Annotated in this window: 11 protein-coding genes and 1 tRNA gene; 10 read left to right on the top strand and 2 right to left on the bottom strand. The window is 69.7% G+C overall.

Going from position 1 to position 19,000, the window contains the following annotated elements; genetic code table 11:
• The first annotated feature begins 134 nt into the window (after nucleotides 1–134).
• Nucleotides 135–207 (top strand) — tRNA-Thr (locus ACSMXX_RS06795).
• Nucleotides 208–297: 90 nt separating this feature from the next.
• Here ACSMXX_RS06795 and ACSMXX_RS06790 read toward each other — a convergent pair.
• A complete protein-coding gene (locus ACSMXX_RS06790; protein WP_473184668.1) occupies nucleotides 298–2,913 on the bottom strand; it encodes a SpoIIE family protein phosphatase in 2,616 nt (871 codons plus the stop codon).
• Between the two features lie 503 nt (nucleotides 2,914–3,416).
• Here ACSMXX_RS06790 and ACSMXX_RS06785 point away from each other — a divergent pair.
• The 9 genes from ACSMXX_RS06785 (at nucleotide 3,417) to ACSMXX_RS06745 (ending at nucleotide 17,589) form a co-directional block, all read left to right on the top strand.
• Complete coding sequence (locus ACSMXX_RS06785; RefSeq protein WP_473183138.1) at nucleotides 3,417–9,128, top strand: HAMP domain-containing protein; 5,712 nt, start codon at nucleotides 3,417–3,419, stop codon at nucleotides 9,126–9,128.
• 246 nt (nucleotides 9,129–9,374) lie between these two features.
• Entirely contained in the window at nucleotides 9,375–10,082 is a 708-nt protein-coding gene (locus tag ACSMXX_RS06780; protein WP_473183137.1) for a response regulator, read from the top strand.
• Between the two features lie 201 nt (nucleotides 10,083–10,283).
• Nucleotides 10,284–12,017, top strand: coding sequence for a DNA translocase FtsK (locus tag ACSMXX_RS06775; RefSeq protein WP_473183136.1), 1,734 nt, complete (start codon nucleotides 10,284–10,286; stop codon nucleotides 12,015–12,017).
• Nucleotides 12,002–13,036 carry a DNA translocase FtsK gene (locus tag ACSMXX_RS06770; RefSeq protein ID WP_473183135.1) on the top strand — a complete coding sequence of 345 codons (1,035 nt, stop codon included), beginning with the start codon at nucleotides 12,002–12,004 and terminating at the stop codon, nucleotides 13,034–13,036. The genes ACSMXX_RS06775 and ACSMXX_RS06770 overlap by 16 nt, the downstream gene beginning before the upstream one ends.
• Nucleotides 13,037–13,226: 190 nt before the next feature.
• Nucleotides 13,227–14,051: a helix-turn-helix domain-containing protein gene (locus ACSMXX_RS06765; protein WP_473183134.1), complete on the top strand. Its 825-nt coding sequence runs from the start codon at nucleotides 13,227–13,229 to the stop codon at nucleotides 14,049–14,051.
• A gap of 150 nt (nucleotides 14,052–14,201) precedes the next feature.
• Nucleotides 14,202–15,773, top strand: a complete 1,572-nt coding sequence (gene rimO, locus ACSMXX_RS06760; protein WP_473183133.1) for a 30S ribosomal protein S12 methylthiotransferase RimO — start codon at nucleotides 14,202–14,204, stop codon at nucleotides 15,771–15,773.
• Nucleotides 15,770–16,510, top strand: a complete 741-nt coding sequence (pgsA, locus tag ACSMXX_RS06755) for a CDP-diacylglycerol--glycerol-3-phosphate 3-phosphatidyltransferase (protein ID WP_473183132.1) — start codon at nucleotides 15,770–15,772, stop codon at nucleotides 16,508–16,510. Before rimO ends, pgsA begins: the two co-directional genes overlap by 4 nt.
• The gene (locus ACSMXX_RS06750) at nucleotides 16,507–17,073 is read left to right on the top strand and encodes a CinA family protein (RefSeq protein WP_473183131.1); all 567 of its coding nucleotides are present in this window, start codon (nucleotides 16,507–16,509) and stop codon (nucleotides 17,071–17,073) included. The genes pgsA and ACSMXX_RS06750 overlap by 4 nt, the downstream gene beginning before the upstream one ends.
• Nucleotides 17,074–17,205: 132 nt before the next feature.
• A complete protein-coding gene (locus ACSMXX_RS06745) occupies nucleotides 17,206–17,589 on the top strand; it encodes a helix-turn-helix domain-containing protein (protein ID WP_070010621.1) in 384 nt (127 codons plus the stop codon).
• Between the two features lie 576 nt (nucleotides 17,590–18,165).
• On the opposite strand, the gene ACSMXX_RS06740 is transcribed toward ACSMXX_RS06745, so the two are convergent.
• Complete coding sequence (locus ACSMXX_RS06740; RefSeq protein WP_473183130.1) at nucleotides 18,166–18,990, bottom strand: Fpg/Nei family DNA glycosylase; 825 nt, start codon at nucleotides 18,988–18,990, stop codon at nucleotides 18,166–18,168.
• Nucleotides 18,991–19,000 lie beyond the last annotated feature (10 nt).

Below are 19,000 nucleotides of genomic sequence, written 5' to 3'. Positions count from 1 at the left end.
GACGTTCGCCATCCGCGTGCGAAGGTGCGCACCTCAACCCTGGGACAGCCAGGGCCGGTTGCCGGGGTTGCCGACGCCGAGGCGATTTGCGGAGTGGCGTCGTTCATCGGGTAAGATCGCCGACGCCGAAGCGCGCCCCAATAGCTCAGTCGGCAGAGCGTCTCCATGGTAAGGAGAAGGTCAACGGTTCGATTCCGTTTTGGGGCTCTGAGCAAGTGTGTTGAAGAGGCTTCCGTCCACCGTCGGAAGCCTCTTTCGTGTTGTACGGACGTCCGTGTCCGGGTCGCCGACCCGCGTCTACTCGGGAACGCGCATGGCCAGGATGGCCATGTCGTCCGAGGGAGCCGCGCTCGCGAAGCGCTCCACGGCGCGCATGATGCGCGCGGCGACGGCGCCGGCCGTCAGGCCCGTACAACTGGTCAGCACGTCTGCGAGCCCGTCGTCCCCGAGCATGCGGGTGCCTTCGCGGCGCTCGGTGACGCCGTCAGTGACACAGAGGAGTACGTCGCCGGGGTCGAGGACGACCCTCTGCTCATACAGTTCGAGGTCGTCCATGACGCCGAGGAGGGGCTGCGGATCGGCGGCCGGTTCCACGCTGCCGTCCTGCCGCAGCCGCAGCGGAAGCGGATGGCCGGCGCAGACGACCTTCAGCTCGGCGCTGCCGTCGCGTTGCGGCCGCAGCTCCCCGTACAGAAGTGTCAGGAAGCGGCTGCGTGCGCCCTCATCGAGGATCGCGGTGTTGAGCCGGTCCAGGACCGCAGGTCCGCCCAGGCCCTCGCGGGCGAGCAGACGCAGGGCGTGCCTGGCCAGGCCGGTCACTGCGGCCGCTTCGGGGCCGGTGCCGCAGACGTCGCCGATGGCGAAGCCGTAGGTGTCCTCGGAGATGTCGAACAGGTCGTAGAAGTCGCCGCCCACCTCGTTGCCCTCGCCGGCCGCGCGGTAGATGACCTCGACCTCGACTCCGCCGCTGACTTCGGGGAGTTCGGGCGGGAGGAGGCTGCGCTGCAGCGACTGGCTGATGGCCGTGCGTTCCGAGTAGAGCCTTGCGTTGTCCAGGGCCAGCGCCGCACGGCGGGAGAGGTCCTCGGCGAGTTCGAGGATCTCCTGACGGAACCGTTCTTCTGCCGGTTTGCCCAGTGTGAGCATGCCGATGACGCGGTTGCGGGCGACGAGGGGAAGCACGACGGTCTCGCCGCCGACCGCTGTCGCCGTGACCCGGGTCGAGCCCGGCGACAGATGGTGTTCCTCCTCGCCGAGCACCACCGTGCGCAGCGAGCTGCGCAGCGCCGCCGAGTGGGCCGCGTCCGAGGGAGCGCTCCACACGCGGGCGCCGGGAGTGGGCACCGGGTCCGGCGGATCGACCTTGTTGAGCAGCGCCTTGAGGTGGTCGATGCGGTCCTCGTCCTCGTGCAGTACGTACGAGAGCTTGGGGTCCGAGCCCGGTTCGGCGACCGTGTACACGGCGCACCAGGCGGCGAGCGTGGGCACCGTCATCTGCGCCATGAGCGCGAGCGTCTGGTCCCGGTCGAGGGTGCCGGCCAGCAGGTCGGAGGCTTCGACGAGGAAGGAGAGCGAGCCGCGGCGCAGCCTCTCCAGCTCGGTGAGGCGGGCCCGTTCGACGGCGAGCGCGATGCGGTCGGCGGCGAACTGGAGCCGCAGGGCTTCCTCGTTGGTGTACCGGCCGGGGGACTCGGTGGCCACGCCCAGCGAACCGGTGAGCCTGCCCTCGACCTTCAGCGGGACGGTGACGACGGAACGCATGCCCGTGCCGGCGAGCAGCGGCACCGCGCCCGGCACGACCGTGAGGTCCTCGTGCACGGAGGGCATGCGGGCCGATCCGTAACGCCCGGTCCCCGCCTCGACCGGGACGCGGGCGAAGCGCTGGCGGGCGGAGGGCAGGCCGGTGGACGCCCGGACTTCGAGCTCGGTCTCGTCGTCGGTGGCCAGCAGGAGGTAGGCGGAGTCGCCGTCCAGCATGTCCCGGGCGCGCTCCACCGTTCGCTGCAGCAAGCCGTCGAGATCGTCGGGCGCCGGGGAACCGATAAAGATTTCGAAGGGGTCGCCGGGGCCCTCGCCGCTGTCGCGGCGGCTCGCGGAGTCGGGTGCGGGCGAGCGCAACGGGGACTGCAGAACGGCTCGTTCGTGGTCCCGTACGAGCAGGCACACGGTGGACGGTTCGCCGTCGCTGTCGCGCACACGCAGGTGAGAGGCGTAGACGGGGATCGTACGGCCGTCGGCGTCCCGCAGCCCGTAGGAGCCCTCCCAGCGCGAGAGGTGGAGCGCCTCGGCGATGCCTGTGCTGGTGCCCGGTGTGTGGGGCCAGGCGGCGAAGTCGGTGAGCGGCTTGCCGACGACCTGCTCCGCCGGGTATCCGAAGAGCTGGTGAGCGTCCTCGTTCCAGGCGGAGATGGCGCCGCCGCGGTCGACCTGGACGACGGCCACGTGTACGTGCGTATCGGCGACCGGAAGCGCGTCGTCCGGCAGAGCGGGACCTGCGGCGCGGGTGCCCACGGGACGTTCGGGAAGGTCGAGGCTGAACCAGACGCGCTTGTCGGCGGCCGTGTAGTCGACGCCCCAGTGCGAGGCGAGTGCGGCGCACAGCAGCAGCCCGCGGCCGCCTTCCCGGTCCGGGCTGCCGAGGACGTGGGCCGGGTCCTGGAGCGGCAGTTCGCGCTCGGGATAGCGGTCGACGACCTCGATGCGTACGCCTTCGCCGTCGCGCAGGCACACGACCTCGGCGGCCGTGCCCGCGTGCACCACCGCGTTGGTGACGAGTTCGCTGGTCAGGACGACGGCGTCGTCGACGATGTCGCCCAGCCCCCACCCCTGGAGGGTGTCCCGCACGAAGGCACGGGCCGTCGCGACGGAACGTCCGACAGGCTCGAACGTGGCCGCTGCCCTCGCGGTGATCACTCGTCTCCCCTTGTATCGCTGGTCGCTTCCCGCCCGCGCGCCGTCCGCGCTCGGCGGGGCGTGCTGCGCCGCGATGGCGGGCGTGCTCGCGCTGCCGTCTGCGGGGCCGTCCCCGTTGCGGCCGGCCGGGAGACCCACGTCGCCGTGCGCGGGCAGACTCCCGCGCTCGGCGCTCTGCTCTTGCGTCACCCGCGGCGCCCCTCCGTTGCCTTTCATGCTCTCGCAGCTGCTCCCCGGCCCTCTTCGTGCGTTTCCGCACGATTCGCACTTTTCGCGCTCAGTCCGCAACACGGGACGGATGGACAGCCGGAAGCCAGGTTACTTACGTTCGCAGTGTGCGCGGGTGCCGGATCCAGTGTGTTTTCCGTCCGGGGTGTGTGGAGAGCCGTGTGCCATGCTGCCGAACTGTTATCGCCTGGTTCGGGCAGGGTGAAACACTGGGAAGGCTCGAAGCAACAGCCCGGGTATGACGGCAGGACGGTCGACCCTTCGGGAGGGACACGGTGGAGTCTGGCGCAGCGGCGCGTGGCAAGAGTGCGCGCGCGAAGGGCGGCCGCTCCCGGAAGAGCGGGACGATCGAGGTCGACGCGGCTTCCGTCAATCGGCTTCTGACGGCCCTGACGGCGATGCGGGACGGTAACTTCCGTAAACGGCTGACCGTCACCGGTGACGGGCCCATGGCGGAGATCGCCGCGGTCTTCAACGAGGTCGCGGATCAGAATCTTCATCTGACCGGCGAGCTGGCCCGCGTACGGCGGGTGGTCGGCCGTGAGGGCAAGTTGACGGAGCGGCTCGAGACCGGCACGTGCGAGGGCTCGTGGGCGGCGGCGATCGACGCGTCGAACGCCCTGGTGGAGGACCTGGTCCGGCCCGTCTCCGAGGTCGGCAGAGTGCTGACCGCGGTGGCCGAGGGCGACCTGGAGCAGCGGATGGATCTGCGCTCCCGCGGTGCCGACGGCAGCGGGCGGCCGCTGCGCGGCGAGTTCCTGAAGGTGGGGCGCACCGTCAACGGGCTCGTGGATCAGCTTTCCGCATTCACGGACGAAGTGACGCGCGTCGCAAGCGAGGTCGGTACGGAGGGGAAGCTGGGCGGCCAGGCGCGGGTGCGCGGCATGTCCGGTTCCTGGAAGGACCTGACGGACTCCGTCAACACGATGGCGTCCCGGCTGACCGCGCAGGTGCGGGACATCGCACTTGTGACGACCGCGGTCGCCAAGGGTGATCTCTCGCGCAAGGTCACCGTCCATGTGGCCGGTGAGATGCTGGAGTTGAAGAACACCGTCAACACGATGGTGGACCAGCTCTCCTCCTTCCAGTCCGAGGTGACCCGGGTCGCCCGCGAGGTCGGCACCGAGGGAGAGCTCGGCGGTCAGGCCCGTGTGCAGGGCGTGGCGGGTGTCTGGAAGGACCTCACGGACTCCGTCAATCTCATGGCGGGCAATCTCACCTCACAGGTGCGTGAGATCGCTCAGGTGACCACGGCGGTCGCCAACGGCGACCTGTCGCAGAAGATCACGGTCAACGCGCGGGGCGAGGTGGCGCAGCTCGCCGAGACGATCAACACGATGACGGAGACGCTGCGTACGTTCGCCGACGAGGTGACCCGCGCGGCGAACGAGGTCGGTACGGAGGGCGTCCTCGGCGGTCAGGCGCAGGTGCCGGGCGCCGCCGGGATCTGGAAGGACCTCACCGACTCGGTGAACACCGCGTTCCGCAACCTCACCGCGCAGGTCCGGGACATCGCGCAGGTCACGACTGCGGTGGCGAACGGTGACCTGTCGCAGAAGGTGACCGTGGATGTGTCCGGCGAGATGCTGGAGCTGAAGACCACGGTGAACACGATGGTGGACCAGCTCTCCTCCTTCGGCGCCGAAGTGACCCGCGTCGCACGGGAGATCGGCGTCGAGGGCGAACTGGGCGGTCAGGCGCAGGTGCCGGGCGCAGGCGGCACCTGGAAGGACCTCACCGACTCGGTGAACACCGCCTTCCGCAACCTCACGGGCCAGGTCCGCAACATCGCGCAGGTCACGACGGCGGTGGCGAACGGTGACCTGTCGCAGAAGGTCGCCGTGGACGTGTCCGGCGAGATGCTGGAGCTCAAGAACACCGTCAACACGATGGTCGACCAGCTCTCGTCGTTCGCCGAGCAGGTCACGAGGATGGCCAGGGACGTCGGTACGGAGGGCCGCCTGGGCGGTCAGGCCCGCGTCGACGGCGTCTCCGGCACGTGGAAGGACCTCACGGACTCCGTCAACTTCATGGCGGGCAACCTGACTTCGCAGGTCCGCAACATCGCTCAGGTGACCACGGCCGTCGCCCGCGGCGATCTGTCGCAGAAGATCGAAGTCGACGCCCGCGGCGAGATCCTGGAGCTGAAGAACACCATCAACACGATGGTCGACCAGCTGTCCTCGTTCGCAGAGCAGGTCACGCGGGTGGCCCGCGAGGTCGGTACGGAGGGACGGCTTGGCGGTCAGGCGCAGGTGCCCGGCGTCGCGGGCGTCTGGCGCGATCTGACCGACTCCGTGAACGGCATGGCCGGCAACCTCACGGACCAGGTGCGCAACATCGCGCAGGTGGCCACGGCGGTCGCCCGTGGTGACCTGTCGCAGAAGATCACCGTGGACGCGCGCGGCGAGATCCTGGAGCTGAAGAACACCCTGAACACGATGGTGGACCAGCTGTCTTCATTCGCCGAGCAGGTCACGCGGGTGGCCCGCGAGGTGGGCACCGAGGGCATCCTGGGCGGCCAGGCGGAGGTCAAGGGCGTCTCCGGTACGTGGAAGGACCTCACGCAGTCCGTGAACTTCATGGCGAACAACCTCACCTCACAGGTGCGGAACATCGCCGAAGTGACCACGGCCGTCGCACAGGGCGACCTGTCGAAGAAGATCACCGTCGATGCCAAGGGCGAGATCCTCGCGCTCGTGACGACGGTGAACACGATGGTCGACCAGCTGTCCTCGTTCGCCGAGCAGGTCACGCGGGTGGCCCGCGAAGTGGGCACCGAGGGCATGCTCGGCGGTCAGGCGCGGGTGCCCGGCGTCACAGGCATCTGGAAGGACCTCAGCGAGAACGTCAACCTGATGGCGAACAACCTCACCAGTCAGGTCCGTAACATCTCGCAGGTCGCCACGGCGGTCGCCAACGGCGACCTCACGAAGAAGGTCACCGTCGAGGCGAGCGGTGAGGTCGAGCAGCTCGCGGACACCCTCAACACGATGGTGACGGCGCTCTCGACGTTCGCCGAAGAGGTCACCAGGGTCGCCCGCGAGGTCGGCACCGACGGTGTCCTGGGCGGCCAGGCCCGGGTGGCCGGCGTGGCCGGCACGTGGAAGGACCTGACCGAGTCGGTGAACTCGATGGCCTCCAACCTCACCGGCCAGGTCCGCAACATCGCGATGGTCACCACCGCGATCGCCCGTGGTGACCTGACGAAGAAGATCGACATCGAGGCCAACGGCGAGATCCTGGAGCTGAAGACGACCATCAACACGATGGTCGACCAGCTCTCCTCCTTCGCGGAGCAGGTGACCCGGGTGGCCCGCGAGGTGGGCACGGAGGGCCAGCTGGGCGGTCAGGCACGCGTACGGGGCGTCGCGGGCACGTGGAAGGACCTGACCGACTCGGTGAACGAGATGGCCTCCAACCTCACCCGTCAGATGCGCGCCATCGCCGACGTCGCCACCGCCGTGACCCGCGGCGACCACAACGTACGCATCGACGTGGAGGCCGCGGGCGAGATCCTGCAGCTCCAGGGCTACATCAACACCATGATCGCCAACCTGCGCGAGACCACCCTCGCCAACCAGGAGCAGGACTGGCTCAAGGGCAACCTCGCGCGCATCTCCGGTCTCATGCAGGGCCGCCGCGACCTCAAGGACGTCGCCGGTCTGATCATGAGCGAGCTGACGCCCGTGGTTTCCGCGCAGCACGGAGCCTTCTTCCTCGCCTTCTCCACCGGTGAGGACAAGGAGGACGTGGGCATCGGCGCGGACCACAGCGCCGACGGCAACTACGAGCTGCGCATGGTCGGCAGTTACGGCTACTCCACCGAGGCCATGCCGACGACCTTCACGCCCGGCGAGTCCCTGATCGGCACGGCGGCGCAGGAGGCCCGCACGATCCTCGTCGAGAACGCGCCGCCGGGCTATCTGAAGATCTCCTCCGGGCTGGGAGAGGCGCCGCCCGCGCACGTGATCGTGCTGCCCGTCGTCTTCGAGGGGACGATCCTCGGCGTCATCGAGCTTGCGGCGTTCCAGCCGTTCGCGCAGATCCAGAAGGACTTCCTCAACCAGATCGCGGAAATGATCGCGACGAGCGTCAACACGATCAGCGTCAACACGAAGACCGAGGTTCTGCTGCAGCAGTCGCAGGAGCTGACCGAGCAGCTGCGGGAGCGCTCGGAGGAGCTGGAGAACCGGCAGCGCGCGCTGCAGGAGTCCAACGCGCAGCTTGAGGAGAAGGCCGAGCAGCTCGCCCAGACCAACAGCGACATCGAGATCAAGAACAGGGAGATCGAGGAGGCGCGGCAGGTCCTGGAGGAGCGTGCCGAGCAGCTGTCGGTCTCGATGCGCTACAAGTCCGAGTTCCTGGCGAACATGAGCCACGAGCTGCGTACTCCGCTCAACTCGCTGCTCATCCTGGCGAAGCTGCTCGCGGACAACGCCGAGGGGAATCTCTCGCCGAAGCAGGTCGAGTTCGCCGAGACGATCCACGGTGCGGGCTCCGACCTGCTCCAGCTGATCAACGACATCCTCGACCTGTCGAAGGTCGAGGCGGGCAAGATGGACGTCAGCCCCACGCGCATCGCGCTCGTCCAGCTCGTCGACTACGTCGAGGCCACCTTTCGCCCGCTCACCGCGGAGAAGGGGCTCGACTTCTCCGTACGCGTCTCGCCGGAGCTGCCCGCCACGCTGCACACCGACGAGCAGCGGCTGCTGCAGGTGCTGCGCAACCTGCTCTCCAACGCGGTGAAGTTCACCGACACCGGCGCCGTCGAGCTGGTGATCCGCTCGGCCCAGGCGGACGTTCCCGACGTGATCAAGGAGCAGATGCTCGAGCACGGATCACTGCTGGACGCCGACGCCGAGATGATCGCCTTCTCGGTGACCGACACCGGCATCGGGATCGCTGCCAGCAAGATGCGGGTGATCTTCGAGGCGTTCAAGCAGGCGGACGGCACGACGAGCCGCAAGTACGGAGGCACGGGCCTGGGCCTGTCGATCAGCCGGGAGATCGCCCGGCTGCTGGGCGGCGAGATCTACGCGGCGAGCGAAGCGGGCCGCGGTTCAACCTTCACGCTCTACCTGCCGCTGCATCCGACCGAACTGCCGCCCCAGGGCTATGCGCAGCTGGGTTCGGGGACGCTCGCCGTCGCCGCGGCCGCCGAGACGAGGGCGGCCGCCGCCGAGCGCATCGAACCGCTTGAACGGGCGGACGTGACGCCGCAGCTCGAGGCCGGGGGCGAGGAGGCCGAGCACGCCGAAGAGGCCGGCGCCGCGGAGTCCGGCGAGGCGCAGGACCAGTCCGCGAGCGACGTCGCCGCGTCGGAGGCTGAACGGGCCGCCGCCTCGCTCGTACGGCGCCGCCGGCAGCGCAACGCCGCGGAGCCCGAGCAGCAGCGGGAGTTGCCCCCCGAGGCGCAGCCGGAGCCCCGCGCGCTCCAGAACGGCCGCGGCGCTCAGGGGGCGCAGAACGGCCGTACGTCCTCGGGCACCGGGTCCCGGCCGGGCGGCCGTACCGGAGCCGCCTCGAAGGGCGCCGAGGGCGCGCAGGACGAGGACGCCTGGCTGCACAGCGGGCAGGACCTCGTCGAGCCGGGTCCCGGCGGCGACTTCGGCGGCGAGAAGGTGCTGATCGTCGACGACGACATCCGGAACGTCTTCGCACTCACGAGCGTCCTCGAACAGCACGGACTTCAGGTCCTCTACGCCGAGAACGGCCGGGAGGGGATCGAGGTGCTGGAGCAGCACGACGACGTCACCGTGGTGCTGATGGACATCATGATGCCCGAGATGGACGGCTATGCGACGACGGCGGCGATTCGCAAGATGCCGCAGTTCGCGGGGCTGCCGATCATCGCTCTGACGGCCAAGGCGATGAAGGGCGACCGGGAGAAGAGCATCGACGCCGGAGCGTCCGACTACGTGACGAAACCTGTGGACACCGACCACCTGCTCTCTGTCATGCAGGAGTGGATGAGCGCGCGCTGATGTGGCACCGTGCTGGTAGCAGTCGACCGCTGACGGAGTGTGTCGAAGACGTGTGGAAGTGCGGTCATCCGGGAACCTTTTGGTCCCCTGAGGCGTTTCTGCTGTGTGCACAGTGACATCACGGTGACAGGGTGTGGCGAACGTCGGCATGCGGCTACGATGACCCGCACAAGGACGGGCGGCGCTGTCGATGAGCGGCCCCCAGGGGCGGCGTCCGACGGACTGCCGGGGCGAGGAGGACGGGCCATGGTGCAGAAGGCCAAGATCCTCCTGGTCGATGACCGGCCGGAGAATCTGCTGGCGCTGGAGGCCATTCTCTCCGCGCTCGATCAGACACTGGTGCGGGCATCGTCAGGGGAGGAAGCGCTCAAGGCGCTGCTGACGGACGACTTCGCGGTCATTCTGCTCGACGTGCAGATGCCAGGCATGGACGGCTTCGAGACGGCGGCCCACATCAAGCGCCGGGAGCGTACGCGCGACATCCCGATCATCTTCCTGACGGCGATCAACCACGGCCCGCACCACACCTTCCGGGGCTATGCGGCAGGCGCGGTGGACTACATCTCCAAGCCGTTCGACCCGTGGGTGCTGCGTGCCAAGGTCTCCGTCTTCGTAGAGCTCTACATGAAGAACGTTCAGCTGCGTGAGCAGGCATCCCTGCTGCGGCGTCAGTTGGAGAACGGCAGCGGCCCCGGCCAAGGCGCGGCGGAGAGTGCGGAGACCGAGGAAGGCGCCGAGCCCCCTGGTCTGCTCGCCGAGTTGTCCGCGCGTCTCGCCGCCGTGGAGGAGCAGGCGGAGGCGCTCTCCAAGCAGCTCGGCGACAGCGCCGAAGCGGCCACGGTCGCCACGGCCGCCCATCTGGAACGGAAAATCACCGGGCTCCGCAGGGCACTTGACGCCCTGGAACCCGGCGCCGGCGGCAGCGCCTCGGCTCAGGTTCCCTCGCAGAACTGACGAGTCGGGCGCGCCGGTCGCGAGCCGTACGAGCACCTGACGCCACGTCAGCGTCCCTGCCCGGGGCCATTCCTGTGCGAACCGTCCCTGCCCCGCAAGGAAGGGCGGGGACGGCCGTCTGCCTCTACGCACCGCGGGCCCGGCGCTCGCGCTGCACAGCCGTTCGTGCCCCGGCAGCCCGACGACGGTAACCTCACAGCCATGGCCTCTCGTACGTCCGGCTCCGGAAAGGCAGCCAAGAAAGCGCCCGCGAAGAAGGCTGCCGCGAAAAAGGCGCCGGCGAAGCAGGCCACCGCCAAGAAGGCAGCGGCCAAGAAGCCGGCCGCCAAGGCGAAAGCCAAGTCCGCACCCAAGCCGGCGCCCTCGCCCACGGGCGGCATCTACCGGCTGGTGCGCGCCTGCTGGCTCGGCGTCGCCCACGCCGTCGGTGCACTCTTCCGCGGCATAGGGCGCAGCACGAAGGGGCTCGATCCCGCGCACCGCAAGGACGGGCTGGCCCTGCTGCTGTTCGGCATCGCGCTGGTCGTGGCCGCGGGTACCTGGTCCAACCTCGACGGCACGGTCGGCGACCTCATCAAGATGCTCATCACGGGAGCGTTCGGACGGCTCGACCTTCTGGTGCCGGTGCTGCTCGGCGTGATCGCCGTACGGCTCATCCGGCACCCGGAGAAGCCGGAGGCCAACGGCCGCATCGTCGTGGGGCTTTCGGCGCTCCTCATCGGCGGGCTCGGCCTCGTGCACATCGCCTGCGGGGCTCCCGGGCGCGGTGCGGGTGAGAGCGCGATCCAGGACTCGGGCGGCCTCATCGGCTGGGCGGCCTCGCGGCCCCTCATCGAGACGGTCGGCCAGGTGCTGGCCGTGCCGCTGCTCGTACTGGTCGCCCTCTTCGGGCTCCTCGTCGTCACCGCCACTCCCGTCAACGCGATTCCGCGGCGGCTGCGTTCGCTCGCCGTGAAGCTGGGGCTCGCCGACGCCCCTTCCCCTGCACGGGAGTTCGAAGACGACGAGACGGACGGGGAGCAGCCCGCACGCCCCGGGCGCGGCCGCTCACACAGCATGCGCAAGGAATACCTCGACCCGGCGCACGCGGAGAAGGAAGCTCTCGACCGGCGCCGCTCCTCACGCAAGGGCCGTGCACGGCGCGGCGGCGCGGCGGCGGACGCCGGTCATCACGACGAGTCGGTCGACATCGCAGCGGACGCCGCCGCTTCGCTCGACGGCGCGCTGCTGCACGGCGTGCAGCCCTCGCCGCTCGTCGCCGACCTGAGCAGCGGCGTCTCCTCCGGCGAGCGGCGCAGGGCCGCCGCCGCGCGGGACGGGGAGGCTCCGGACGACGGGCCGGGGCGCAAGGAGACGGGGGCGGACGGGAAGGGCGCCGGCAGGCACGAGGACACCCCCGTACCCGATCTGACGAAGCAGTCCGCACAGCAGGAGCCGGATTCGCTTCCGCCGCGCGCCGAACAGCTTCAGCTCTCCGGCGACATCACCTACGCGTTGCCGTCCCTGGACCTGCTGGAGCGCGGCGGCCCCGGGCGTACGCGGAGCGCGGCCAACGACCGGGTCGTGGAGTCGCTGACGAACGTCTTCAGCGAGTTCAAGGTGGACGCCACCGTCACCGGCTTCACCCGGGGCCCCACCGTGACCCGGTACGTGATCGAGCTCGGGCCGGCGGTCAAGGTCGAGAAGATCACGGCCCTGACGAAGAACATCGCCTATGCCGTGGCCAGTCCGGACGTGCGCATCATCAGCCCCATCCCGGGCAAGTCGGCGGTCGGCATCGAAATCCCCAACAGCGACCGGGAGATGGTGAACCTCGGCGACGTGCTGCGGTCCGCCGAGGCCGCCGGCGAGGAACACCCGATGCTCGTCGGCCTCGGCAAGGACGTCGAGGGGGCTATGTCTCGGCCAATCTCGCCCGCATGCCGCACATCCTGATCGCGGGTGCCACCGGTTCCGGCAAGTCCTCCTGCATCAACTGCCTCATCACCTCCGTGCTGGCGCGTGCCACCCCGGAGGACGTACGGATGGTCCTCGTCGACCCCAAGCGGGTCGAACTGACCGCCTACGAAGGCATTCCGCACCTCATCACGCCCATCATCACGAACCCGAAGAAGGCCGCCGAGGCCCTGCAGTGGGTCGTGCGCGAGATGGACCTGCGCTACGACGACCTCGCCGCCTACGGCTACCGCCACATCGACGACTTCAACGCGGCGGTGCGCAGCGGCAAGGCCACCGCTCCCGAAGGCAGCGAGCGCGAGCTGGCCCCGTACCCGTATCTCCTGGTCATCGTCGACGAGTTGGCGGACCTGATGATGGTGGCGCCGCGGGACGTCGAGGACGCGATCGTACGGATCACACAGCTCGCGCGTGCCGCCGGCATCCATCTGGTGCTGGCCACACAGCGTCCGTCCGTCGACGTCGTAACGGGCCTGATCAAGGCCAATGTGCCTTCCAGGCTGGGCTTCTCCACCTCGTCCCTCGCCGACAGCCGCGTCATCCTCGACCAGGCGGGCGCCGAGAAGCTGATCGGCAAGGGCGACGGGCTCTTTCTCCCGATGGGCGCGAACAAGTCCGTCCGCATGCAGGGCGCCTTCGTCGGCGAGGAGGAGATCCACGCGGTGGTCACGCACTGCAAGGCGCAGATGTCCCCGGTCTTCCGCGAGGACGTCGTCGTCGGGCAGAGCAAGAAGAAGGAGATCGACGAGGAGATCGGCGACGATCTGGACCTGCTCTGCCAGGCGGCCGAACTGGTGGTCTCCACACAGTTCGGTTCCACGTCGATGCTGCAGCGGAAGCTCCGCGTGGGCTTCGCCAAGGCCGGGCGGCTGATGGATCTGATGGAGTCGCGCGGCGTGGTCGGGCCGAGCGAGGGGTCGAAGGCCCGGGATGTGCTGATCAAGCCCGACGAACTTGATGGTGTGCTGGCGGTGATCCGCGGGGAGTCTCACCCATAAGGACGAGTGAGGCAACCGTTTCCCTGGCGTATACGTCAAGTTGGAGAAGGGAGCGGGCGGAAGTGTCCGAAGTCAGGCGGTACGACAATCCTGATGGCGTACAAAGTTCGTCCGTCCGCTTGCCCCACTCTTTTGCTCCGCCCCTAGACTGAACGTCCAGCAGGTGGCTACACGCTCGAAAGGCGCCCCCGTGTCCATCGGCAATGCAGCGGAAGAGGACCGTCCAACGGTCGGTCAAGCCCTCCAGCAAGCCCGTACCGAAGCACGGCTGACTGTCGACGAAGTCAGTACGTCTACGAGAGTGCGCGTCCCTATCGTGCAGGCGATCGAGGCTGATGACTTCTCCCGCTGCGGCGGTGACGTCTATGCCCGCGGGCACGTCCGTACCCTGGCACGCGAAGTCGGACTTGATCCTCAGGAGCTCGTCGCGCAGTACGACGAGGAGCACGGGGGGCGTCCTCAGCCGACCCCGCCCGCCGCGCTCTTCGAAGCCGAACGCATCCGCCCGGAACGGCGCAGGCCGAACTGGACGGCCGCGATGGTCGCCGCGATCGTGGCGGTGGTCGGCTTCGTCGGCTTCACCCTCGTGGGAGGGGGCGGTGACCAGGAGCCCTCCAAGGCGAAGGAGACGCCCTCCGCCAAGCCCACGGAGACCGACACCCCGTCAAGGCCTCCCGAGACCACGGATCCCGCCGAGGACCAGAAGCCTTCGGACAGTCCGGAGCCTTCCGACAGCGCGATCGCCGCGGCACCCGCCGACAAGGTGACGGTGCAGATGACGGCGGAGCAGGACGTGTGGATCTCCGCGCGGGACCACAACGGACGGCTGGTCCACGAAGGCGTGCTGAAGAAGAGCAAGAGCAAGGTCTTCACCGACGACAAGCGGCTCAGCCTCGTACTCGGCAACGCCGGCGGCGTGAAGCTCTACGTCAACGGCAAGCAAGTCGAGAACGTCGGCGAGGACGGTCAGGTCCAGCGCGTCAGCTACACCCGGGGCGACCCGGAAGCGGGCTAGCCCGCAACCGCACGGCAGGACCCGGCCAGCCCGCCTGACCTGGGCACCGCCGCGGAACCCGCACACGGTCTCAGTCGCAGCGCGTCCCGCCCACCGGCCGCAGCATCACCTGCGGCCGGTGGGCGGGACGTGACGAAGTACGCTGAGTCCATGCCCGAACCCCGCACCGTCGCCCTTGTCACGCTTGGCTGCGCCCGTAACGAAGTCGACTCCGAAGAGCTCGCAGGCCGCCTGGCGGCGGACGGCTGGGACCTGGTGGAAGACGCTGCGGACGCCGACGTCGCCGTCGTCAACACATGCGGGTTCGTCGAGGCTGCCAAGAAGGACTCCGTCGACGCGCTGCTCGAGGCCAACGACCTGAAGTCCGGCGCGGGTTCGGACGGCGCCGGCCGCACGAAGGCCGTCGTGGCGGTGGGCTGCATGGCGGAGCGGTACGGCAAGGAGCTCGCCGAGGCGCTGCCCGAGGCCGACGGCGTGCTCGGATTCGACGACTACGCCGACATCTCCGGCCGGCTCCAGACCATCCTCGGCGGCGGCGTGCACGCCCCGCACACCCCGCGCGACCGCCGCAAGCTGCTGCCCATCAGCCCTGCCGAGCGGCAGGACGCCGGCTCCGGCGTCGCGCTGCCCGGGCACGGTGCGCCCGAGGACCTTCCGGCCGGAGTGGCTCCGGCGTCCGGGCCCCGTGCGCCTCTGCGGCGGCGGCTGGGAAGCAGCCCCGTGGCGTCCGTGAAGCTGGCATCCGGCTGCGACCGGCGCTGCTCGTTCTGCGCGATCCCCTCCTTCCGCGGCTCGTTCATCTCACGGCGGCCGTCCGACGTACTGGGGGAGACGCGCTGGCTGGCCGAGCAGGGCGTGCGCGAGGTGATGCTCGTCTCCGAGAACAACACCTCCTACGGGAAGGACCTGGGCGACATCCGGCTGCTTGAGACGCTGCTGCCCGAACTGGCCGCCGTGGAGGGCATCGAACGGGTCAGGGTCAGCTATCTGCAGCCGGCCGAGATGCGCCCCGACCTGATCGACGTACTGACGCAGACGGAGAAGATCGCCCCGTACTTCGATCTGTCCTTCCAGCACTCCGCGCCGGGCGTGCTGCGGGCGATGCGGCGGTTCGGCGACACCGAGAGTTTTCTGGAGCTGCTGGGTACGATCAGATCCAAGTCGCCGCAGGCGGGCGTCCGTTCGAACTTCATCGTGGGGTTTCCCGGCGAGAGCGAGGCCGACGTCGCCGAGCTGGAGCGCTTCCTCGGCGAGGCCCGGCTGGATGCCGTCGGAGTCTTCGGATACTCCGACGAGGACGGGACGGAGGCCGCCGGCTACCAGGCGAAGAACGCCCCCGACGTCGTCTCGGAGCGCCTGGAGAGGGTCTCCCGGCTTGCTGAGGAGCTCACGGCGCAGCGCGCCGAGGAGCGGCTCGGCGAGACGGTGCAGGTGCTCGTCGAGGCCGTGGAGCATGACGAGGACGGGGCGGGCGAAGGCGCAAGCAACGCCTCGGCCGGCGGCACCGTGCTTCTCGGCCGCGCCGCGCACCAGGCGCCCGAGACGGACGGCCAGGTGCTGCTGAGCGGGGGGCCCACTCCGGTACGGGGCTCCGCGATCGGACGTATGGTCGAGGCGAAAGTGGTCGCCACAGAAGGCGTGGACCTGGTCGCCGAGCCGCTGCACGGCGGTGCCGAGGGGGGCGATGAGGGCGGCGGAGGCAGCAAGGAGGCCGGCGGATGACAGGAGTGCCGGCTTCCGCGGCGAGTGGTGGTGCGATGGCCAAACCCCAGCACAAGCCCCAGTACGAGGCGCTGTCCGGTGCCGCTGCGGGATCGGTCCGCCGGGTCAGCCTGTGGAACATCGCCAACATCCTCACGATGGTGCGGCTGCTGCTCGTCCCCGGTTTCGTGGCCCTGATGATGTGGCACGGCGGGCACGACCCGGCCTGGCGCTCCTTCGCCTGGGCCGCCTTCACCGTCGCGATGATCACGGACCTGTTCGACGGTGAGCTTGCCCGCCGCTACGACCTCGTCACCGACTTCGGCAAGATCGCCGACCCGATCGCGGACAAGGCGATCATGGGGGCCGCGCTGGCCTGCCTGTCCGTACTGGGGGATCTGCCCTGGTGGGTCACCGGCCTGATCCTCTTCCGCGAGCTCGGTATCACCGCGATGCGCTTCTGGGTGATCCGGCACGGCGTCATTCCCGCCAGCAGGGGCGGCAAGCTCAAGACCCTTGCGCAGGGCGTCGCGGTGGGCATGTACGTGCTGGCGCTGACCGGGCCGCTCGCGACGCTGCGCTGGTGGGTGATGGCGGTAGCCGTCGTGCTCACGGTCGTGACCGGGCTCGACTACGTACGGCAGGCGATCGTGCTGCGCCGGGCGGGACGGGCGCGTGAGCGGGCGGCGCGGACGGCTGGGACGGACGGAACCGGGACGACCGGGACGGCAGGGACGACCGGTCCGGAGCAGCCGTGAGTGACTCCCTGGAACCGGATGAGTGTGAAGAGGCTTACTTCGGCGTCGCCGCGGAGGTGCTGGAGCTGCTCGTGGAGCGTGGGGAGACACTGGCCGTCGCCGAGTCGCTGACCGGCGGCATGGTGGCCGCCGAGATCACGGCGGCGCCGGGCTCCTCACGGGCGTTCCGAGGCTCGGTCACGGCGTATGCGACGGATCTGAAGAGGGACCTCCTGGGCGTGGACGGGGCGCTGCTGGCGGAACGGGGCGCCGTCGACGAGGAAGTGGCGCGCGGGATGGCTGAGGGCGTGCGAGGGGCGCTGCGCGCCTCCTGGGGACTCTCCACGACCGGGGTGGCCGGGCCCGAGCCGCAGGACGGCCGGCCGGTCGGCACGGTCTTCGCGGCCGTCGCGGGTCCGCACGGCGGGACGGTGTCCCGCGGGCTGAAGTTCGAGGGCGACCGGGGGGAGATCCGCGAGCGGAGCGTGACGGGTGCGCTGGAGCTGCTGCGGGGCGAACTGGCCGGGAACGTACGGAGGAAGGGTAAGGAACAAGACGGGGGGAATGGTTGTTTGCAGCCCTGAGTGAACACGACATCGCTCCCCGCACGGGTGCAGCCCGAGGCGGTACGGTGGAGCCTGAAGGATTCACGCCCGATGGGGTGGTGGGTATATCAAGCTGTGGAAGACGCCGCGCGTTGAGAGGGAGGAGCACCGATGATTCTGCTCCGTCGCCTGCTGGGTGACGTGCTGCGTCGGCAGCGCCAGCGCCAGGGACGAACCCTGCGCGAAGTCTCTTCATCTGCCCGGGTTTCGCTCGGGTATCTCTCCGAGGTCGAGCGTGGCCAGAAGGAAGCTTCCTCGGAGCTGTTGTCCTCGATCTGCGATGCGCTGGATGTGCGGATGTCCGAGCTGATGCGGGAGGTCAGCGACGAGCTGGCGCTCGCGGAGCTGGCCGAGTCCGCTGCGAGCGACACCGTGCCCGCGCCGATGCGTCGTACTGTCCTCAATCCCGTCTCCGTGACATCGGTCACAGGAGTCCCGGAAGAGCGCGTCACGATCAAGGCGCCCGCGGAGGCCGTCGACGTGGTCGCGGCCTGACGCGTCCCCGTTAGGGACTACGCGACAGCGAGAGAGTTGGCCGAGAGGCCCTGCCGGTAAGTCCGGCAGGGCCTCTCGGTGTCTGTGGGGCGTGCGCTGTGGTGCGCCGGCGTCGGCCGTCCCCGTCCCGCTGCTGTCGCGGGGTCGCACTGAGTGCGCGACCATGGGCGGAGCGTGTCCAGCGACCGGCTCGTCCGGGAGGTGCGGGAGATGGCGGGGTGCATACGGCCGCCGGCTGTGCGCCGGGCCCTGACAGCCGTCGGCACAGTCGCAGCCGTGTGGCTCGTGTGGCGGCTCATAGCCCCCGGTGCACCGCCGGCTGATGCCATGGCGGCAGTGCTCGGCTGGGGGCTGGGGCTGGTGCCCGTCCATGTGACGCTGAGGGGCCCGCAGCAGGGGGAGGCCGGTCCGCGTACGACGGTGCGGCGTCCTGCGCAGATGTACGAGCGAGGGGCCGGCCGGCGAGGGGCAGTGGGACGAACGGACGGGCCGGAGAGGCGAGTTCGGTGGCAGGGGGATCGAGGACCGGGGTGAGCTCCGGCCGGGCAACGGCTACATCGGCTACCACTGCAACGGCTACCACTGCCGCGGCTGCGGGCCGGGTTGGCAGCGGGGGCAGAAGAAGGCGGTGCGCGGGCGTTCGGGCGGCCCGTGCGTGCCCGTGCGCACGCGGGTGCCGCAACGGTGGCAGGGGCGGTGGGTGCGCCCGTACACCCACAGAGCGCGGTCGCGGTCCGAACCGGCGGGCGCCTGGGTGGTGCGGCGGTCGAGGCGCTCCTTGTTGGCGTCGAGGAGATTGCGGGCGGCGGCGAGCAGCTTCTCCAGGCGTGGCGGTGGCAGCTCGCCGAGGGGGCTCCAGGGTGAAAGGCCCGCGAGAAAGCACAGTTCGGCGCCGTAGACGTTGCCGATGCCTGCGAGATTGCGCTGGTCCAGCAGCGCTTCGACGAGGGGGCGGTCCGGCTCCGCGAGGAGGCGCCGCCGGGCCTCGTGTACGTCCCAGTCGGGGCCCAGAAGGTCGGGGCCCAGATGCCCGAGCGCGGCCGACTCCTCGTCGGTACGCAGCAGTTCGAGGAGGGGGAGGCGGTAGCCCGTCGCCGTGCCGGCGGCCGTCGCCAGGATCGCCCGGATCTGGTGCGACGGCCCGCCGCCACCTCGTGCGGGACGTTCCGGGGTGCTGACCCGCCACGCGCCCTCCATGCCGAGATGCGAGTGGACCGTCACGCCGCTCTCGACGCGGATGAGGATGTGCTTGCCGCGGGGGACGGCTTCGAGAGCGCGGCGCCCGGTGAGATCCGCGGTCGCGAGGCGGGGTACGCGGAAGTCGGTACGGGTGAGGACCTGCCCGGCGAACATTCCGTGCAGCCGGCGGGCCGTGTACCAGACCGTGTCTCCTTCGGGCATGCGCTCATCC

It is taken from the genome of Streptomyces sp. DSM 116795 (assembly GCF_055792905.1).
This window is presented reverse-complemented; position numbering and strand designations above follow the sequence as displayed.